General features: G+C 64.5%; 16 protein-coding genes and 1 pseudogene. 6 read left to right on the top strand and 11 right to left on the bottom strand.

The window, feature by feature from the left end; all coding sequences use genetic code 11:
- The first annotated feature begins 82 nt into the window (after window positions 1-82).
- From IZU87_RS08605 to IZU87_RS08625, 5 genes are all read left to right on the top strand, one after another.
- Complete coding sequence (locus IZU87_RS08605) at window positions 83-1,498, top strand: MFS transporter (RefSeq protein WP_213114257.1); 1,416 nt, start codon at window positions 83-85, stop codon at window positions 1,496-1,498.
- An 87-nt stretch (window positions 1,499-1,585) separates the two neighbouring features.
- On the top strand, window positions 1,586-2,242 hold the full coding sequence (gene ssb, locus IZU87_RS08610) for a single-stranded DNA-binding protein (RefSeq protein ID WP_213114258.1): 657 nt from the start codon (window positions 1,586-1,588) through the stop codon (window positions 2,240-2,242).
- 444 nt (window positions 2,243-2,686) lie between these two features.
- Window positions 2,687-5,194, top strand: coding sequence for a bifunctional diguanylate cyclase/phosphodiesterase (locus IZU87_RS08615; RefSeq protein WP_213114259.1), 2,508 nt, complete (start codon window positions 2,687-2,689; stop codon window positions 5,192-5,194).
- 62 nt (window positions 5,195-5,256) lie between these two features.
- Window positions 5,257-6,141, top strand: coding sequence for a sugar nucleotide-binding protein (locus IZU87_RS08620; RefSeq protein WP_213114260.1), 885 nt, complete (start codon window positions 5,257-5,259; stop codon window positions 6,139-6,141).
- A 60-nt stretch (window positions 6,142-6,201) separates the two neighbouring features.
- Window positions 6,202-6,921 (top strand): lysophospholipid acyltransferase family protein, encoded by a 720-nt coding sequence (locus IZU87_RS08625; protein ID WP_166020099.1) that lies wholly within the window; start codon window positions 6,202-6,204, stop codon window positions 6,919-6,921.
- Between the two features lie 153 nt (window positions 6,922-7,074).
- Here the strand turns inward: IZU87_RS08625 and fabB are convergent, their stop codons facing one another.
- Together fabB and fabA are read right to left on the bottom strand one after the other, a co-directional pair.
- Window positions 7,075-8,292, bottom strand: a complete 1,218-nt coding sequence (fabB, locus tag IZU87_RS08630; RefSeq protein WP_043334810.1) for a beta-ketoacyl-ACP synthase I — start codon at window positions 8,290-8,292, stop codon at window positions 7,075-7,077.
- A 13-nt stretch (window positions 8,293-8,305) separates the two neighbouring features.
- A complete protein-coding gene (fabA, locus tag IZU87_RS08635; RefSeq protein ID WP_043334808.1) occupies window positions 8,306-8,821 on the bottom strand; it encodes a 3-hydroxyacyl-[acyl-carrier-protein] dehydratase FabA in 516 nt (171 codons plus the stop codon).
- A gap of 297 nt (window positions 8,822-9,118) precedes the next feature.
- Between fabA and IZU87_RS08640 the strand changes: the two genes are divergently transcribed.
- Window positions 9,119-10,957, top strand: coding sequence for a putative bifunctional diguanylate cyclase/phosphodiesterase (locus tag IZU87_RS08640; RefSeq protein ID WP_213114261.1), 1,839 nt, complete (start codon window positions 9,119-9,121; stop codon window positions 10,955-10,957).
- A 5-nt stretch (window positions 10,958-10,962) separates the two neighbouring features.
- On the opposite strand, the gene IZU87_RS08645 is transcribed toward IZU87_RS08640, so the two are convergent.
- From IZU87_RS08645 to IZU87_RS08685, 9 genes and pseudogenes are all read right to left on the bottom strand, one after another.
- Window positions 10,963-11,487 carry a DUF2878 domain-containing protein gene (locus tag IZU87_RS08645; protein WP_213114287.1) on the bottom strand — a complete coding sequence of 175 codons (525 nt, stop codon included), beginning with the start codon at window positions 11,485-11,487 and terminating at the stop codon, window positions 10,963-10,965.
- 36 nt (window positions 11,488-11,523) lie between these two features.
- Window positions 11,524-12,774: pseudogene (locus IZU87_RS08650) on the bottom strand (class I SAM-dependent methyltransferase); the annotation flags it as partial.
- 10 nt (window positions 12,775-12,784) lie between these two features.
- The gene (locus IZU87_RS08655) at window positions 12,785-13,603 is read right to left on the bottom strand and encodes a DUF1365 domain-containing protein (RefSeq protein ID WP_249330503.1); all 819 of its coding nucleotides are present in this window, start codon (window positions 13,601-13,603) and stop codon (window positions 12,785-12,787) included.
- A complete protein-coding gene (locus IZU87_RS08660) occupies window positions 13,600-14,946 on the bottom strand; it encodes an NAD(P)/FAD-dependent oxidoreductase (RefSeq protein WP_213114263.1) in 1,347 nt (448 codons plus the stop codon). The genes IZU87_RS08655 and IZU87_RS08660 overlap by 4 nt, the downstream gene beginning before the upstream one ends.
- A 97-nt stretch (window positions 14,947-15,043) precedes the next feature.
- Complete coding sequence (locus IZU87_RS08665; protein WP_213114264.1) at window positions 15,044-15,868, bottom strand: SDR family NAD(P)-dependent oxidoreductase; 825 nt, start codon at window positions 15,866-15,868, stop codon at window positions 15,044-15,046.
- 179 nt (window positions 15,869-16,047) lie between these two features.
- Window positions 16,048-16,533 carry a nuclear transport factor 2 family protein gene (locus tag IZU87_RS08670; protein ID WP_249330504.1) on the bottom strand — a complete coding sequence of 162 codons (486 nt, stop codon included), beginning with the start codon at window positions 16,531-16,533 and terminating at the stop codon, window positions 16,048-16,050.
- Window positions 16,534-16,597: 64 nt separating this feature from the next.
- The gene (gene phrB, locus IZU87_RS08675; RefSeq protein WP_213114265.1) at window positions 16,598-18,094 is read right to left on the bottom strand and encodes a deoxyribodipyrimidine photo-lyase; all 1,497 of its coding nucleotides are present in this window, start codon (window positions 18,092-18,094) and stop codon (window positions 16,598-16,600) included.
- Window positions 18,095-18,143: 49 nt separating this feature from the next.
- Entirely contained in the window at window positions 18,144-19,055 is a 912-nt protein-coding gene (locus tag IZU87_RS08680) for a MerR family transcriptional regulator (protein WP_043335996.1), read from the bottom strand.
- Window positions 19,056-19,321: 266 nt separating this feature from the next.
- Window positions 19,322-19,708, bottom strand: coding sequence for a sirohydrochlorin chelatase (locus IZU87_RS08685; protein ID WP_213114266.1), 387 nt, complete (start codon window positions 19,706-19,708; stop codon window positions 19,322-19,324).
- Window positions 19,709-19,723 lie beyond the last annotated feature (15 nt).

The raw sequence follows: 19,723 nt of genomic DNA on the forward strand, positions 1-19,723 counted from the left end.
ACCGTTGGATGTCACATCTCGGCGACCCACGTGGTCGGCCTCCCTCTTCTTGACTGTCATGCTCCGGAGCCCGCCGCCGCCCATGAAAACCTCTCGACTGCTCGCGCCGGAACGCCGCGCCATCGTCGGCCTTGCCAGCCTCTATGCGACTCGCATGCTGGGGCTGTTCATGGTGTTGCCGGTGCTGGCGCTCTATACCCGTGACTTCGCCGGAGCGACGCCGACACTGGTCGGTGTGGCGCTGGGTGGCTACGGGCTGACCCAGGCATTGCTGCAGATTCCGTTCGGCTGGCTGTCAGACCGACTGGGGCGCAAGGCCGTGATCGGCTTCGGGCTCGGGTTGTTCATTCTGGGCTCGCTGGTCGCGGCGACGGCCGACAGCATCGAGATGATCATCCTCGGGCGCTGTCTGCAGGGCAGCGGCGCCGTGGCGGGAGCGATCATGGCACTGCTGGCCGATCAGACCCGGGAGGAGGTTCGCACCATGGCGATGGCCTCCATCGGCATGTCGATCGGGGTCGCCTTTGCACTGGCGATGGTCGCAGGGCCACTGGCTGCAGATGCCTTCGGCCTGTCGGGGGTCTTCTGGTTGACCGCCGTGATGGCCGTCGCGAGCCTGTTCGTGCTCTGGAAGCTGGTGCCGGCTGCGCCCAGGCGTCAACATCAGGATGTGGGGCTTGATAGGCGCCAGCTCAAGGGTATCCTCGCGAATTCCGCCTTGTTGCGCATGGATGTGTCGATCTTTGCGCTGCACATGATCCTGACCGCCTGCTTCGTGGCCATTCCCCAGCAGCTGGTCAATTTCGGCATCGCCCCCGCGCATCATGGCTGGATCTACCTGCCATTGATGGGGCTGGCCTTTGTCGCCATGCTGCCGCTGGTCGTCGTGGCCGAGAAGTATCGGCGCATGAAGCCCGTCTTCCTGGGGGCCGTCGCGACCATCGCGACAAGCTTGCTGCTGCTGGGAGTCGATGGCATCGAGCATGCGGGGCTGGCGATGTTCCTCGGCCTGCTGTGGCTGTTCTTCGTCGCCTTCAATCTGCTTGAGGCGACCTTGCCGTCGATGATCTCAAAGCTGGCCCCGGCCGGTGCCAAGGGCACGGCGATGGGGGTCTATTCCACCAGTCAGTTCCTGGGCGCCTTCGTGGGCGGTGTCGGGGGCGGCTGGTTGACCGGGCATTTCGGTCTGAGCGGCGTGTTCTTCGCCATGGGACTGGTCGCCATTCTGTGGCTGGCCGTGGTGTGGGGCATGCAACCGCCGCGACATCTGGGCAGTGAAGTGATCGGCCTGTCACCCGAGGCCGCGCAATTGTCGGCCGTCGAGCTGCAGACACGCCTGCTGGCGATCGCCGGCGTGGAAGAGGCGCTCGTGGTGCGTGAGGAACGGGTCGCTTATCTCAAGGTCACACGCGATACACTGGATGACAAGGCGCTGGCCCGCTTCACTCGCCAGCGTGATGACGAAACTCCGGCAGGCGCGGAAGTGCCTGCCAGCTGAACCCTGACATCGGCAACACATTGCCGGTGCACTCGATACCTTCTCCGGTGCCCATGGCGCGCCGGTCTATTTGCAGGAGTAATCTTCATGGCTCGTGGCGTAAACAAGGTCATTCTGATCGGTAATCTCGGTCAAGACCCGGAAGTTCGCTTCACCCCGTCCGGTAGTGCGGTGTGCAACCTGAACCTCGCGACGACGGACACCTGGAATGATCGCCAGAGCGGTCAGCGTCAGGAACGTACCGAATGGCACCGTGTGGTGATGTTCAACAAGCTGGCTGAAGTGGCCCAGCAATACGTCAAGAAAGGCTCACGCCTGTATATCGAAGGTCGCCTGCAGACGCGCAAGTGGCAGGATCAGAACGGCAATGACCGTTACAGCACCGAAATCGTGGCCAACGACATGCAGATGCTGGATACGCGTGGTGAAGGTGGCGGCGGCAACTTCGCTGGTGGTCGCCCGCAGCAGGCGCCTCAGCAGGGCGGCCAGCAACCGGCCGCAGCACCCCAGCAGGGTGGCCAGTTCGGTGGTCAGCAGCCGGCCCCGCAGCAAGGTGGCCAGTTCGGTGGTCAGCAGCCAGCCCCTCAGCAAGGCGGTCAGTTCGGTGGTCAGCAGCCGGCACCTCAGCAGGGCAACAACTTCGGTGGCCAGCAGCCTGCGCAGCAGAACAGCTCCCAGAACAACAATTTTGGTGCGCCGCCCGCGGGCAGCTTCGATGATTTCGATGATGAAATCCCGTTCTGAATAAAGTTTTTCGTCTGTGCGCCGATAGAACGCGCAAGCGATAGCGATGAAAAGGCCCTCGTTCAGCGAGGGCTTTTTTTTTGAATTAACCATAAGATGTTCGCGTTTTTGTTTATGTAAGCGTCTGTTTTTCATGAATTATTTCTGATCATGAAAAATGGTGCCGAGCGCGACATCCAGTGGCTTGTGCCGCGCGTAAGGGAGGTTGAGCGCCACTCCATTGCGGCTCATACATGCGTTGCAAACGAGCGTTGTGCAAAAACGCTTCATGGCCGTATTCTCTTGGTATCTCGCCGTTGGACTGCCAGTGTTGTCGGGTGGCAATCCATGGCCTGAGAAGCCTGTCGTGGTACTCCAGAGGGGGTGCTGGCGACATGACGCCGTTGTCGGATTTCCGCCCCTATCTTGCCGACTGTGGCATGCCCCTGATGATTGAGGTTATTCATGCATGGCAGTTATTCCTACCCACTGGTCGCCCTGTCAATCGTGGTCGCCGTGCTGGCTTCACATGCAGCGCTGCAGCTGATTCGTCAGGTCGCGCTGGCCCCTTCGCGCGCCACCAGCCTCGGCTGGCTGGTGGGCGGAGCCGTGGCGATGGGGCTGGGTGTCTGGGCCATGCATTTCATCGGCATGCTGGCGTATGAAAGCCAGGCTTCGGTCACCTATGCGCCCGGCCTGACGGCGTTGTCGGTGCTGATCGCAATGCTGGCCTCGGGGCTGGCGCTCTGGGTGAATACGCTGCCACGCCTGACGCCGATGCTGTTGATGACGAGCGGGACCATCATGGGCGGCGGCATCGCCACGATGCACTACACCGGCATGGCGGCGATGCAGATGCACATGCCATACCGCTATGACCCGCTGCTGTTCGCGGTGTCCATCGTGGTGGCGGTGGTGGCCGCGACGGCGGCCCTGTGGCTGGGAGGTTTCTTCTTGCGCCAGCGCCGCCCCAATCGCATCTATCAGGCCCTGGCGGCCGGCGCGATGGGACTTGCGATCGCCGGCATGCATTACATCGGCATGGCGGCGATGGAGATGATGCCGCTGACCACGCCCATCATCTCTCCCGCCGGGGCGGGCATGAACTCCGGGCAGAATCTGTGGCTGGCCCTGGCCATCGCTATCGCGACCCTGGCCGTGCTGGGGCTGGCACTCCTAGCCATCAGTGCCGAGCAGCGCATGCGTCGCAGTCGCCATTACCGCTCGCGTCTGGATGGCCTGCTGGAGTATCGGACCCGGGAGTTGCGTCATGAGCGCGATCAGGTGGCGGTCATGCTGGATTCCATCGATGAAGGAGTGATCAGCCTTGATCACGAGGGCCATATCCAGCACATCAATCCCATCGCTGCCGAACTGTGTGGCTGGGACCCGTCGTTGGCCCGCGGTCGTCCCTGGGTGCGCATCTTGCAGCTGCGCCATGAAGGTACGTTGCAGTCGGTTGCCAGCCAGCTGGAAGGGGTCTTGCAGCGTGGCGAAGTGGTGCACATGTCCAGCCAGACGCTGCTGGTGGCACGTGATGGCAGTGAATGTGCCGTGGAGCTCAAGGCCTCGCCCGTGCGCCGTCGCAGTGGGGATGTCGAGGGGGCCGTACTGGTCTTCCGCGACATCAGCTATCGCCAGGCCATGATTCGGCGCCTCAACTTTCAGGCGCATCACGACAGTCTGACCGGCCTGCACAATCGCACCGCCTTCGATGACGCTCTCACCGCGGCGCTGGCCGATGGCGGCTTTCACCAGCTGCTGTACCTGGATCTCGACTTCTTCAAGGTGGTCAACGACACCTGTGGGCACGCGGCGGGAGACACCGTATTGCGCGAGCTCTCCGCGCTGATGCGAGCACATGTGCGGGAAACGGATGTACTGGCACGCCTGGGGGGCGATGAATTCGCCGTGCTGCTCTATCGCTGTTCTCGCGAGCAGGCCATCGAGCGTGCCGAAGCGCTGTGCGCGGCCGTCAGTGCCTATCGCTACTATGATGAGGGGCGGCCATTCCAGTTGGGCGTCAGCATCGGGGTCGCGCCGGTCGAGGGCGGTGTCCAGGCCTCCGAAGTCCTGCGTCAGGCGGATGGGGCCTGCTACATGGCCAAGCAGAGCGGGCGCAATCAGGTGCATGCCTACCATGACGGAGATGCGGGGTTCGAGCGCGCCCAGCGCGAGGTACAATGGCTGCCGCTGCTGCACGAGGCGCTGGAGAATGATCGCTTCACGCTGTATATCCAGCCGATCCGCTCGCTGAGTGATGCCACCAGCAAGCCCTACTATGAGGTGCTGCTGCGCTACGTCAACGACTCGGGCGAGCACCTGGCCCCGGCGCACTTCATGGCGACGGCGGAGCGATTCGGCCTGATGCCCGAGATTGATATCTGGGTCGTCACCCAGGCGCTGCAGGTGCTGGAGTCCGATGATGGTCGCATCGAATCGGACGCCGTGCTGGCGATCAACCTCTCCGGCCAGAGCATGGGTGACCTGCGCATGCGCGATCAGCTGGCGGCGCTGGTCACGCAAAGCTCCGTCATGCCCCAGCGGCTGTGCTTCGAGATCACCGAGACGGCGGCCATCAGCAATCTGGCCCAGGCGCGCGAGTTCATCTATAGCATGCGCCGGCTCGGCTGCAGCTTCGCCCTGGATGACTTCGGCAGTGGCATGTCGTCCTTTGCCTACCTCAAGGAGCTGCCGGTCAACCAGCTCAAGATCGACGGCGCCTTCGTGCGCAACCTGACTCGCGATAGCCTCGACGCCGCCATCGTCTCCGCCATCTGTGGCATCTGTGCCCAGATGGGCATCATCACGGTGGCGGAATATGTCGAGCGCCTTGAGCTGATCCCCGCCCTCGAGCTGATCGGTGTCGACTTCGTGCAAGGCTACGGCATCGGTCGCCCTCACCCGATCGGCGCCCCTTTGATCCCCATCACTCCACGCAACAACGGGCCTGCAGCCAGTCTGCAAGGTTGATAGAATGACACCTTTGCATCGTCGCCTCTTGCGGCGATGCTCCTGTTTGCTGGAGCCTGCCTGTGAAACTCTTGCTGCTAGATGCCGGGCATTGTCTTGGCCTGGGTCTGATTCGTGCGGCCGGTACGCGCGCCGATCTTGAGCTCAACGCCGTCGAGTCTGACCGTATTGGTGCCGATGACATCCGCGCCAGCCAGGCGGATGTCGTCATCGTGCCGCCGTTCGCACGCCCGGCCGATTCCGCACCTGCCGAGGTGATGGCGCATGCCGAGGCGGTGGAGCAAGTGCTGGCCGCCTGCATCGAGACCGGCACACCGCTGGTGTGGTGCGTGGCAGATCAGATGTTCGAGCAGGGCGGCGAAGGCTTGCTCGACGAGGACGAGGTGCCCTCGCCGATCGATACGGCGCTGCGCCGCGTCATCGCGACCGGTGATCGCATCCGTGCCGAGCTGCCCAATCACCTGATCGTGCGTCTTGGCCCGCTGTTCGGCCCGGAAGGGCGTGATGCCTGGCTGCCGACGCTGATCGAGCGCCTGCTGGCGGGGGAAGAGGTGCGTGCCGCCGAAGACGTCATCCTGTGCCCGACCAGTGTCGATGCCGTGGCGATGGCGTTGATCGGCATGCTCCAGCAACAGCGCTGCGGTGCGGGTGCCTGGGGGGCCTACCATCTGGCCGGCACCGAGCCCATCAGCACCTACGCCTTCGTCAGTGTCGTACGCACCCAGTTGATCACCCGCCTCGAGGGGCTTGGCGAGACGGTGGCCGCGGGCCCGCTCAAGGCGCTGACCCTCAACGCCGGTACGCCGCTGCGGCGTGTGCTCAACTGTCGTCGCGTGCTGGACACCTTCGGTGTGCATCAGAAGCCGTGGCGCCTCGAACTATCCCGCCTGATGGATGACTGGATCGCGCAGCGCGCCTCCGGCTCATCTCGCCCTGATTCGATCTGACCTGTGGAGACTGTGCCTGTGAATGCGCTGCGTAGCGTGCTGTTTTATGTAGGTTATTTCATGGCGTTGCTGCTCAGCGCCGTGGTGCTGGTGCCGCTGGCGGCCTGCCTTCCGCTACAGGCGCGCTACCGTGTCCTGCATAGCTACAACCATATCGTGCTGTGGTGGTTCCGTCTGACCTGCGGCGTGAAGGTGCAGGTGACTGGACGTGACGCCTTGCCTGAGGGGGCCTGCGTGCTGCTGGCCAACCACCAGAGCGAGTGGGAAACCATCTATCTGCAGGTGGCCAAGCGCCCGCTATGCACCGTGCTCAAGCAGGAGCTGCTGAAGATTCCGGTCTTCGGCTGGGGGCTGAAACTGCTGGAGCCGATTCCGCTGGATCGCACCCAGCCGGCCAAGGCGCTCAAACAGGTGCTGTCAGTGGGTACCCAGCGCCTCAAGGACGGCTTTACAGTGCTGATCTTCCCGGAAGGCACGCGCATCGCGCCGGGGACGCGCAAGAAGTTCAACAAGTCCGGCGCCGCGATTGCCTGCCGTGCCGGCGTGCCGGTGGTGCCGGTGGCGCACAATGCCGGTGAGATCTGGCCCAATGACAGCTGGATCAAGCGCCCGGGCACCATCCATGTCGCCTATGGCCCGGCCATCGAGACGGCGGGGCGCAAGCCGGATGCGGTGATCGCCGATGTCGAGGCCTGGGTCGAGGCCAAGCTGCAGGAAATCTCCAGTGTCCAGCGTCCGCCGCTGGAAGAGGAAGCGGCGGCCGATAGCGTCGGCGCCTGACTGTCTCTCGCCTTCACTGTTGCTCGGCTGATGCATCCGGTGCTGCCAGCGAGCACCGGACAGCCACCAAAAAGGCCGCCCCGAAGGGCGGCCTTTTCGTGTCTAACACCAGCGCGTATCTGCAGACTGCATGTCTGCTGAACGCGTGCTGAATCAGTCCTGGAAACGTTCCAGAATCAGGCAGGCGTTGGTGCCACCGAAGCCGAAGCTGTTGGACAGCACACGGTCGATCTTGACGCCATCACGACGGGTCGTGACGATGTCGAGGCCTTCGGCGCGGTCATCCAGCTCGCTGACGTTGGCAGACGCGGCAATGAAGTCGTTCTCCATCATCAGCATGGAGTAGATAGCTTCCTGCACGCCAGTGGCGCCCAGCGAGTGACCCGTCAGCGACTTGGTCGAGCTCATTGCCGGGCTGGCGGCGCCGAAGACTTCCTGGATGGCCTTGAGCTCGGCCACATCGCCCACCGGCGTCGAGGTGCCGTGGGTGTTGATGTAGTCGATATCGCCATTCACGGTTGCCATCGCCTGACGCATGCAGCGTGCTGCACCTTCGCCGGACGGTGCCACCATGTCGTGGCCATCGGAGGTCGCGCCATAGCCGGTCACTTCGGCGTAGATCTTCGCGCCGCGTGCCTTGGCGTGTTCCAGCTCCTCGAGTACCAGCATGCCGCCGCCGCCAGCGATGACGAAGCCATCACGGGTCTTGTCGTAAGGACGCGACGCGGTTTCCGGCGTGTCGTTGTAGCTGGTGGACAGGGCGCCCATGGCGTCGAACAGGCAGGACAGGGTCCAGTGCTCTTCTTCACCGCCACCGGCAAACACGATGTCCTGCTTGTTCAGCTGGATCTGTTCCACGGCGCTACCGATGCAGTGGGCAGACGTGGCACAGGCCGAGGAGATCGAGTAGTTGATACCCTTGATCTTGAACGGCGTGGCCAGACAGGCAGAGACGGTCGAGCCCATGGTGCGAGTGACGCGGTAGGGACCGACGCGACGCAGGCCCTTGGCGCGCATCACGTCTGCGGCCTCGACCTGGTTCGCGGAGGAAGCGCCACCGGAACCGGCGATCAGGCCGGTACGCTCGTGGGAAACCTGCTCTTCGGTGAGACCGGAATCGGCAATCGCCTGCGCCATGGAGATGTAGGCATAGGCCGCAGCATCCCCCATGAAGCGCAATTGCTTGCGATCGATGTGGTCTTCGAGATTGATGTCGACAACGCCGGCCACGTGGCTACGGAAGCCCAGCTCGGCGTATTCCTCTTTGCGGCGGATACCAGAACGTCCTTCGCGGAGCGATTCCAGGACCTGCTGGCGATCATTGCCCAGGCAGGAAACAATGCCCAGCCCGGTGACTACCACTCTACGCATGGGAGCCTCCCGTTCAGAAGTTCGCAGTGGAGGTGAACAGACCGACGCGCAGGTCGTTGGCCTGATAGATGTCGCGACCGTCAACTGTCACTGTACCATCGGCGATGCCGAGGATCAGCTTGCGAGTGATGACTCGCTTGATGTTGATGGTGTAGGTCACTTTCTTGGCGGTCGGCAGCACCTGGCCAGAGAACTTGACCTCGCCGCAGCCCAGCGCGCGGCCACGGCCCGGATTGCCCAGCCAGCCGAGGTGGAAGCCCACCAGCTGCCACATGGCATCGAGGCCCAGGCAGCCCGGCATCACCGGATCACCCGGGAAGTGGCAGTCGAAGAACCACAGGTCCGGAGAGATATCCAGCTCAGCAATCAGCTGACCCTTGCCGTGGCTACCGCCTTCCTCACTGATGTGAGTGATGCGATCCAGCATCAGCATGTTGGGAGCAGGCAGTTGCGCATTGCCCGGGCCGAAGAGTTCGCCCTGGCCACAGGCCAGCAGCTCGTCGCGAGTAAAGGAGTGTTGCTTGGTCACTGAGTCATTCCGAGTAGCGGGATGGTAATGCCGTACGAGGCACCTGAGCGCCTGAATGGGGCTAGTCTAATGGCTGGCACCCCTGAATGCACGTGGGGGCCAGACTAAAGGGCGGCAAGGGCGGGTGCAAATAAGTCCTACAGCTGGGGGGGAAGTGGTCGATAGGAGCTAGTGTGTGATTCGCGCGGGATCCCCTTTGCCGGCATCGGCCGCAATCCGCTGGAGCCATGCCGAGAGTGGCCCGCTGCCTGCAAATGCAGGATCACCCCCGATGACCCCTTCCACCGAGAGCTGCTTATGTGGCCGCAAGCCCACTTCAATCGGCCCCTGATCATCGGGGCGTTCGTTGCCTTGACAGCGCTGCCCTGGTTGCCGGGGCTCGAGCTGCGTCTTGCCGCGTTGCTGCCTGCCGTTCTGGCGGGGCTGGACATCGCGCGCCAGCGTCGTCGCCAGCTGCTGCATCGTCAGCTGCTGGAAGCCGCCGTGCACCTGAGCAGTGATGGTCTGGTGATCAGTGATCGCCACAATCGGGTGCTGGCCGTGAACGCCGCCTTCAGTCATATCACCGGTTACGCACCGGAAGAGATCATCGGTCGCAACCCTTCCCTGCTGTCTTCCGGGCGCCATGACGAGGAGTTTCACGCCCGTTATCGCCAGGCGCTCGAGGCCAATGGCCACTGGGAAGGCGAGGTCTGGAACCGGCGCAAGCAGGGGGATGAATACCCCGAGTGGCTGCGAGCACGCCGTATCGAGCAGGGCGGCGACGTCTTTCATGTCGCTCTCTTTACCGATATCACCCGCCACAAGGCACGCGAGCAGGATCTGCAGCGCCTGGGGCTGGAAGATGCCCTGACGGGCCTGCCCAATCGCCGCCGGCTGGGCGACCTGCTGGTCAGTCGCCTCAATGGCCTGCGCGCCGGGGAGGCGATGGACCTGGCATTGATCGATATCGATGCGCTCAAGAGCATCAATGATGCCCTGGGCGCGGAAGGGGGCGATCGCCTGCTGCAGCAGTTCTCCCAGCGTCTGACGGCGCTGGCGCGTGGCGGTGTGGTAGGGCGCATCGGCGGCGACGAGTTCGTCATTCTGCGCTCCACGGCGGGTGGCGAGCATACCGCCTGGGTGGATGAGCTGCGCCAGGTGCTGACCAAGCCTTTCGAGATCGGCGATCAGGCGCTGCACCTTGCGCTGTCGATCGGCAGCTGCCGCGCCCCGGAGGATGGCGCTGATGCCGATGTGCTGATGCAGAGTCTGGAAAGTGCCCTGTATGCCGCCAAGCGGCATGGCCGCAATACCGACATGCGCTTCCAGCCCGCACTGGATGCTGGTGGTGACCTGCAGCTGGGGCTGGCGAATGACCTGCGGGTCGCCATCGAGAGCCAGGGGCAATTGCAGCTGCACTATCAATGTCAGCACGACGCCAGCACCGGCAAGGTCGCGAGTGTCGAGGCGCTGTTGCGCTGGAAGCACCCGCTGCGGGGTGCCATCTCACCGGCCGAATTCGTGCCGCTGGCCGAGCGCCATGGCCTGATGCTGCGCCTGGGCAACTGGGTGCTGCGCGAGGCGGTACAGCAGCAGGCCAGCTGGCGGCGCGCCGGTCACCGCCTGTGCATCTGGGTCAATGTCTCGGCCTTGCAGCTGATCCAGGGTGGCTTTGAGGCCTCGCTGGCGGGCCTGTTGATGGAGTATGGCGTGCCTGCCAGCTCCATTGGGCTGGAGCTGACGGAATCGGTATTGCTGGATGAGCGTGCCGGCGACGTCTCACGGCGCCTGGCGGCACTACGCGCTCGCGGCCACCAGATCGCGGTGGATGACTTCGGCACCGGCTATTCGTCACTCGCCTATCTGAAGGACCTGCCGGTGGACAAGCTCAAGCTGGACCGCGCCTTCATCCGCAGTCTACCCGGCGAGCGTGCGGATGCCGCCATCACCATGGCGGTGCTGGCGATGGCCAAGGGCCTGGGCATGGAGATGATCGCGGAAGGCGTCGAGACCGCCGAACAGCGTGAATATCTGGTATCGAATGGCTGCGGCTGGATCCAGGGGTTCTACTTCTCGCGGCCGGCACCCGCGGGGGAGGTCATCGAGCGGCTCAATGGCTACGAGGCCGGCAATCTGGCCATCAAGGCTGCCTGATGTCCTCAGGCGCGCTCGGCATGCCCCTGCAGACGTGCGATACCCAGGCACAGGCCGCCCCAGATCAGCGCCTGCGCCGGTAGCAGCCAGTCGGCGAGGGTCACATTGGCGAGCTGCGCCCCGCCGTAATAGGACAGCGGGGCACTGATGGCACCGCCAGCCGCCGCAAGCCAGGGCCGCTGCCACAACCAGCGCAGCGCATGATGGATCGTGCTGGCGAACAGTGGCCACAGACACCACATCCAGACAGGCAGGGGCAGCCAGTGCTCCCAGTCAGGCGTGTCCGAGGTGATGGTGTAGCCACCGGCCAGTGACAGGCTGCCATCCACCACCATGCCCAGCGCCACGAAGGCGGCCAGCCAGCGCAGCTCGCGCAGGCGCTCACTCGTCGGCACGATCAGCCACAGATGCACGGCCAGTATCAGCGGCGTGGCCAGCAGGGCGACCGTCGAGCCGGCCAGCACGCAGCAGAACCAGCCGAGCTGGAAGAGCCCGGCATTGAGTAGTGCTCCAGGGCGCTCGGACAGCATGTTCAGGCGTCCCAATCCTGGAGCCCCGCCTGTGTCGGGCGCGCCCCCGGCCCCCCCCAGCAGCAGCTGACAGGTGCCGATGGTGCGCTCGCGGAAGCCCCCCTCGCAGTACGCCAGGTAGTAACGCCACATGCGCACGAAGCGCTCGTCGTAGCCCTGCGCATAGACCTCCCCGAGACGCGCCTCGAAGCGCTGCCCCCAAGCCTTGAGCGTGGCGGCGTAGTGCAGGCCGATATCCTCGAGCTGCAACAGGTTCAGCTGGGTATCCTGTTGCATGGCGCTGAGAATCGCCGCATGGGACGGCAGGAAGCCGCCGGGGAAGATGTAGCGCTTGATGAAGTCCATCTCGCGGCTGGCGGCCACGAAGCGCTGATCGCGAATCGTGATGGCCTGCAGCGCGATCAGGCCTGACGGCTCGAGCAGGCGCTCGAGGGTCTTCAGATAGGTCGGCAGATACTGATGGCCGACCGCCTCGATCATCTCCACCGAGACGATGCGATCGAAGCGACCTTCCAGTGCCCGGTAGTCTTCCTTGAGCAGCGTGATGCGATCTTCCAGCCCTTCCGCGGCGATACGCGCCCTGGTATAGGCGTGCTGCTCATCGGAAATGGTCGTGGTGGTCACGCGGCAGCCGCGTGTTCTTGCGGCATGGATCGCCAGCCCGCCCCAGCCGGTGCCGATTTCCAGCAGGTGATGCTGAGGCCCGAGTTCCAGCAGGTTGAACAGCTTCTCCAGCTTGTGGGTCGAGGCCGCTTCCAGGCTGGCCTCGGGATAGGGGAACACCGCCGCGGAATACATGCGGTGCTCGCGATCGAGGAACAGCTCGAAGAGATCATTGCCGAGATCGTAATGCGCCGAGATATTGCGCTTCGAACCCGCCAGTGTATTGCGTGCCAGCGCGTAGGCGACGCTCAGCGCCCACTTGGACAGGCGCGACGTCCCGCTGTCCACCGAGTCATTGACCTGTTCGAGGTTGTAGGCGAACAGGCGCACCAGCCCGACCAGATCATCCGTCTCCCACTGGCCATCCATGTAGGCCTCCGCCGCCGCGACGGTGCCACCCAGCGCCATGCGCCGCCACGCGCGTGAGTCATGGATACGCAGCGTGACGTTGCGCGCGCCGCCCTTGCCCAGCACGTGGCGCTCACGGCCTTCCAGCACCGTCAGGCTGCCACCCTCGAGCTTGTCGAGCATGCGCAGCAGGCGTGGCCGCAGCAGCCGCGTCAGGCGGTCCGCCGGTGCCCGGGTCGTGGCCAGTGTGGGGGGAGCGGGTTCGAATTGGCTCATGATGAGTTCCTCATGATGAAGACGGCGAGCGCGGATGGTCGAAGATCGGCACGCGCTTGAGCGCCAGACGCAGCGCCTCGAAATGAATGCCTGCGACCGTCTTGAGCGTCATCCAGGGGAAACGCAGCAGCAGGCGATGAAAGGCGCGCGGCGTAGCCGGTTCCAGATGCAGGCTCAGGCTGGCATCGAACAGCGAGTGCTGCGCTTTCCGCGCCGTATCCCCGGAGAGGGGGTGGTTTTCCATGTGCAGCAACAGCTCATCCGCGCTGGGGTCGTTGAAGCGCCAGTGATAGCGCATGCCCATCGGCATGAAGGGCGAGACATGCATGCGCTTGTCGAACTGCGCCGCCTGCATGCGTCGCTGCGGGTCCGTGCGGGCGGCATACAGTACGCGCTCTCCCCAGGGGATATTGGTTACCTCACCGAGCACGGCGCCCAGCTGGCCTGAGGCGTGATAGAGGTAATAGAGGCGGATCGGGTTGAAGCCGATCCCGAAGTGGCGCAGCTGGGTCAGCAGAAAGATGCGTCCCTGCGGCAGCGGCGCGTGATCGCCATTGCGGGCAAGCTCGCGCTGGCAGGCGGCGCGCACCCGTTCCTCGAGTGGGCCATCGGCAATGTCGTGGACCGCGGCCGGCAGATGGTCACTGTCGCGAAAGGCCAGTGGCGCGGCGTGACTGGCGCTCACCAGGCGCTTGCCGGCCATCAGTGCCGGCAACTCATCCAGTGCCAGCCATGCCATGGCGACGCGATAGCGAAAGGCATGCTGGCGCGGCGCGTGGCGACGGTGGCGCAGCGTGCCATAACCGATGCGGCTGGCGGGCGCCTTCAATCGTCTGCCTCGCGCGCACCCAGTGCCTCGGCGACCCGCAGCGCACTCCATACGCCATCCTCGTGAAAGCCGTTGCGCCACCAGGCGCCACAGAAATGGGTTCGGCCCACCGCGCCCTCCGCCTTGGCCTGCGCGCCGGAAATCTGCGTGAAGCGTGCCTTGGCGGCTTCGGCGGCCAGCGTGAAGCGCGGGTGGTCATAGGCATAACGGCCCAGCACCCGAGCGGGATCAATCGCGTCGCTGTCATTGAGCGTGATGCAGAAGGTCTCGCGGGGCGGGTGCTCGCGCTCATCAAGGCGTTGCAGGATGTTCATGTCGTAGGTGACACTGGCCCGCTGGGCGTCGTCGCGTCCATCGAGGCGGTAGTTCCAGCTCGCCCAGGCTGCCTTGCGCCTGGGCAGCAGCGAGGTGTCGGTATGCATCACCACCTCATTGCGCTGGGTCGTGATCGCCCCCAGCACCGCGCGCTCCTGCTCGCTGGCATCGCCGAGCAGCGCCAGTGCCTGCGGCGCATGACACGCCATCACCACCTGGTCGAAGCGTTCACGGCGGCCATCGGCATGCTCAAGCGTCACGCCGTCGGCGTCACGCAGGACCCGGGTGATCTTGCTGTTGAGGCGAATGCGCTCGGCATAGCCCTCGGTCAGCGGCGCGATATAGGCGCGCGAGCCACCGACCAGCGTGAACCACTGTGGGCGATCATTGACCGACAGCAGGCCGTGATGGCGGAAGAAGCGCACGAAGAACAGCAGCGGGAATTGCGCGATGTCCGCGATGCTGGCGGACCAGATCGCTGCGCCCATCGGCAGCAGGTCATGCTCACGGAATACCTGCGAGTAGCCATTGGCATCCAGGTAGCTGCCCAGGGTCGCGCCCTCGGCGAGCTTGCCGTTGTCCAGGTCGGCGGCAGCCTGCTTGTTGAAGCGCAGGATGTCGCGCAGCAGGCGATAGAAGCGCGGGCGCAGCAGATTGCGCTTCTGGGCGAACAGCGACAGCAGGGTATGGCCGTTGTACTCGAAGTCCTCGGCGGTGGTGTGCACCGAGAAGCTCATCTCGGTGGGCTGATAGGCCACGTCGAGGCGTTCCAGCAGGCGCTGGAAATGCGGGTAGGTGCGGTCATTGAAGACGATGAAGCCGGTGTCGATGGCCCAGTCGCTGCCATCGGCGCACTGTACATCCATGGTGGCGGTGTGACCGCCCAGGCGCTCGGCTGACTCGAAGACATGTACTTCATGCTTGCGACTCAGGTAGTAGGCCGCTGACATGCCGCTGACGCCGCTGCCGATGACGGCGATGCGCTGGCGGTCCAGAGGTGCTGTCGCGTGTGTCGTTGTTGTATTCATGCCACTCCAGAAGGAAAACGAGTCGAACCATGTCGTCAGCAGCTGGGCTGCGGGAAGGTGCACTGGCAGGCCTGTTTGCCTCACCGGCAATGAATCGTCAGTCGCGGGTCATGCGCAGGCCGATGCTGCGGCGCAAGGGGGCGGGCAGGATGCCCAGCAACTTGACCAACAGCGTGAAGCGGCGCGGGAAATGGATGTCGAGCCGGTGACGCGCGAGCCCCGCCACGATCGCCTCGACCGCCTGGTCGACAGTGACCTGCATCGGCATCGGGAAGTCATTGCGTTCGGTCAGCGGCGTCTTGACGAAGCCGGGGTGAATCACGCTGACATCGATGCCCTGGTTGTCGAGGTCCAGTCGCAGCGACTCCAGGAAGTAGCTCACCGCGGCCTTGGAGGCGCCATACGCCTCCGCGCGTGGCAACGGCAGGTAGGCCGAGGCACTGGAGACCGCTGCCAGCTGCGGTCGCTCACCGCCGTCTGCCGCTGCCATGCGCAGCAGCGGCAAGGCGCTTTCGATCACATCCACGGCGGCCTGGAAGTTGGTCGCGAACACGCGGTGGACCAGGTCTGCCTCGAATTCCCGTGCATCCAGATATTCGCAGGTGCCAGCGTTGAGCAGTGCAAGGTCGAGTCCACCAAAGCGGGCCTCTATCTGGCTGGCCGCCGCGCGGATGGCCTCACGGTCGGTGAGGTCGAGCGTCACGACCAGCGCTTCCCCGGGGCCTTGCTCGGCATCGGCTGCGATGGCTTCCAGCTTGTCGGCGGAGCGCGCGCTCAGGGCGACCCGGTGGCCATCCGCCAGCAGCCGGCGCGCCAGACCTTCGCCGATGCCGGAGCTGGCGCCGGTCAGCCAGATGCGTTTGCGAGCCTTTGCAGTCGTCGATGTGGTCGTCGATGTGGTGCTCGAACCATGACTGGCCATTTCCCCTCCTTGGCATGTATGTGTCTGGCGTGCCTGTCTGTCTCTGCGTGTCTGTGTGTCTGTGTGTCTGCGTGTCTGCGTGTCTGCGCCTTGCCTGGCCTGGCGAATCTGGATGGCACTGACTCAGAGAACGCCGGGCGTGTCCGTATGGATGTCGCCAAGGTTCAACCCTCTGCTGCTCAGTCCATGCGACGTTTCAGCAGGCCGATCACGTTGCGCAGTACAGGCACCTGCTCGTAGAGCAGCTCACCGGCATCGAAGAAATCACGGTGCTGGATGACCTTCCCGTCTCGGAACTCGAGGCGTGAGGCGCCCTGCACGCTGATGTCCTTGCCCCCGTTCAGACGGGTATGGCGATAGGTCATCGTCCAGCTTAGCCAGGCAAGTCCCTGTTCATTGCCTTCATCCGCAGGGCCGGCGGCTTGCGCAGGCACCGGCCCCAGCGGGTGATGAAAGACGAAGTCGATGGCGGCGACATTCATGTACAACCCTGAGAAATAGGCGTTGAGTGCCGTCAGACCGCGGACTTCATGCAGGGGGTCGCGGAAGACGATATCGTCACTGTAGACTGATTTGAGCAGTTCTGTAGAGGTTTTGTCCAGCTTTTCGTAAAGACGACATACCCGAGTCAGGGCCGGGCTCATCTCGTCGGGTAGCGATTGCATGGCAATGCTCCTGAAGGGGGGATACAAGAGCGGCCTGCTGAAGATCAGCAGGCCGCTTGAGGGGTCATTCGCTTTTTGACAGCGCCTTGAAGGTATCCAGCGCCCGCTGGCGGGCGGCCTTGTGATCGACGATCGGTCGTGGATAGCCCGTCTGTTGGCAGTCATCCGCACTGGGCTGGTGGCGCCGCTTGGCCGGCAGCTCGGCCAGTTCCGGCACCATGCTCGCGATGAACTCGCCGCCCTTGTCGAAGCGCTGGCCCTGGGTGGTTGGATTGAAGATGCGGAAATAGGGCGCGGCATCGGTGCCGGTGGAAGCCGCCCATTGCCAGCCACCATTGTTGGCGCCCAGCTCACCATCGACGAGATGGGTCATGAAGAAGGCCTCGCCACGCCGCCAGTCGATCAGCAGATGCTTGGTGAGGAACATCGCCGTCACCATGCGCAGGCGATTGTGCATCCAGCCGGTCTGCACCAGCTGCCGCATGGCGGCATCGACGATGGGGTAGCCGGTGCGGCCCTCGCACCAGGCGGCGAAGCCTGCGTCGTCATCGCGCCACTGCAGGGCCTCGGTATGGCGCTGGAAGGGACGGTGGCGATTGACGCGCGGGAAGCCGACCAGGATGTGCTGGTAGAACTCACGCCAGATCAGCTCGTTGACCCAGCTGGTCAGGCCGACATCGCCATCGGCGAGGCTGCCGTTCTCTGCCAGTACGGCGGCGTAGCATTGGCGGGCCGAGATCATGCCCAGCGCCAGATAGGGCGAGAGCTCGCTGGTGCCACGGGTGGCGGGGATATCGCGCTGTTCGTGGTAGCGGCGCGCGCGGAAGGTCAGAAAGCGTTCCAGACGCTCCTGTGCGGCCTCTTCGCCGGCCGGCCATAGCTCGGCGTCCAGCGCTGTCGCCGGCTTGCCCTTGAGCGTCTCGGGCAGTGGCGGGATGGCGTCGCCGTGGATCTCGCGCCCCTGGGCGTCTCGGGGCGTGGCTTGCACTTCAGGTGCCTCATTCAGCGCCAGACGGCGGGAATCGACTTCCTTGTGCCAACGCTTTGAGAAGGGTGTGAAGACGCCGTAGTAATCGCCCTTGCCGGTCAGCAGCTCGCCGGGCGTGAAGGCCAGCATGTCGGTGTAGCGATGCAGGCGGACGTCGCTCTCGGCAAGGCGCTCACGCACGCGCCTGTCGCGCTCACGCTCATTGACGGCATATTCGTCATTGAAGTGCAGGGCCTGGGCACCCAGCTCGTCGCATAGTGCAGCCAGCGCCTCGGGCACCTCAGCGAAGGTGTCGCAGTCGAGCACCTTGAGCGGGATGTGATAGCCGGCGAGTGCCTGTTGCAGGACATGCAGGCCGCGGCGCAGGAAGTCGAGCTTGTTGGCGCCGTGGCCGTGCTCGACCCACTGCGCCAGGCAGGGGGCGACGACGGCCACGACCGGGCCGCGTGCGGCGGCCTGCGAGAGAGCAGTGTTGTCGTGTACGCGCAGGTCACTGCGCAGCCAGACCAGCTGCAGGGGAGCCCCCGCTGGCGCGGAGGCGGGGGAAGAGGCGGAAGGTGAGTCAGATGACATCGGGGCTCCTTGGCGATCGGTGAAACCAATGCCGAGCAGGAGCCTGCGATCAACGTGCCATCAAGGACCTCAGGCGAGCGACCGCCTGAATCGGGTCGGCCCCCAGGCCTTCAATGGGCCCGTCTACCAGCTCCTGCTGGCGAATCTGGGCGGCCGGGCCAGCGATGGCCAGCGGCACGCTCAATTGTTCTGCGACCCGCGGCAACTGACGGCGCATGACATCCGAGCGCTCGGCCTGGGTGCCGACCAGCACCACGGCCTGTGCCTGCAGGCGCTCTGCGGCCAGCGGCAGTTCCGCCAGCGGCAGTGGGCCATCCAGCAGGCTGACGTGATAGCCGGCGTCGCTGGCGACCAGCGCGAACAGCAGCAGCCAGCTCAGGCCCGGCTCTTCCGGCAGGCGCGTCAGCGTGATGTGCGGGGCGTGACGCTCCTGATTGGCAAACACCAGCCGGGCACCGATGCGCGAACGCAGGAAGCTCTCGAAGAAGCACTGGGCCAGGCGGGTGCCGAAGGTGGCGGTACCGCGCTCCTCGAGCTGCTCGAGCAGCGGACGCCACAGGCGCTCGACCACGCTGCTGACCGGGTACAGCGCCAGACTCTGGTTGTACAGCTCGGCCAGGCGCGCCTCGTCCTGGGCGTCGATGGCGGCCAGTGCCAGCTGCTGCTGGCCACTCCAGCTGCCTTCGTCCGGCATCGGCGTGCTTTCCGGCTGCGGCTGGTCGAGCAGCTCGCGTACCTGGCTGACAGGTACTCCGCGGTTGAGCCACTGCAGGATGTGTTCGATCCGCTCGATGTCCTCGCGGGCATACAGGCGATGCCCCTTGGGCGTCCGGCGGGGCTCGATCAGTCCGTAGCGGCGTTCCCAGGCTCTCAACGTGACCGAATTGACGCCGGTCAGGCGAGAGACTTCGCGGATCGGAAACAGCGGCGAACTGGCAGTTTCCGTGGCCTTGTCAGTCATGAATGGTGTTACCTCTGGCGGTGACGAGGCATCCCGGGTGAAGCACAGGTGAGGACGACACACAGGGTAAAGTTGAAGTGTCGTCACTTGGGGCGCTGTGGGATACCGGCAATGCATCTTGTGCACTAGCTGTACATGTGGGCATCAGGATGGCGCAGCCGCCAGAGCCTGACAAGAGGCAAGCTGCGTCGCATCCCCGGTGCGCATGTTTTGAAGGTGCATCACAGCGCCTTTGACGCCGAAGGTCCCGTCATGAAATCGGCCGTCTAGGCGTTGTCCTGTTGCTCCACAATCTGGATCAAGGCCTCGACAAAGGCCGGATGTGCACCCACCGGGTCAAGCAGACTGATGGGGCAGTCGGGGTGCTGGCGCTGCGAGTCTTCCAGCATGGCGGGCACGTCCTCGCGCAGATGACGGCCGGCCGCGAAGAACAGCGGCAGGATGTCGATACGTGCGGCACCGTCTGCCGCCAGGGTATCGATGGTGTCGGTCAGCAGCGGATCGCACAGTTCCATATAGGCCAGACGCGTCGGGCGCTTGAGGCGGGAAGCCAGTGTGGCTTCCAGTGCCTCGAAGGGCTCGCGCCAGCGCGGGTCACGTGACCCATGGGCCAATAGAATCAAGGCGTTGTCGTGATCTGTGGACGTAGTCATGCAGCTATCCTGTGG

This window comes from Cobetia sp. MC34 (assembly GCF_018340035.1).
Taxonomy (GTDB): domain Bacteria; phylum Pseudomonadota; class Gammaproteobacteria; order Pseudomonadales; family Halomonadaceae; genus Cobetia; species Cobetia amphilecti.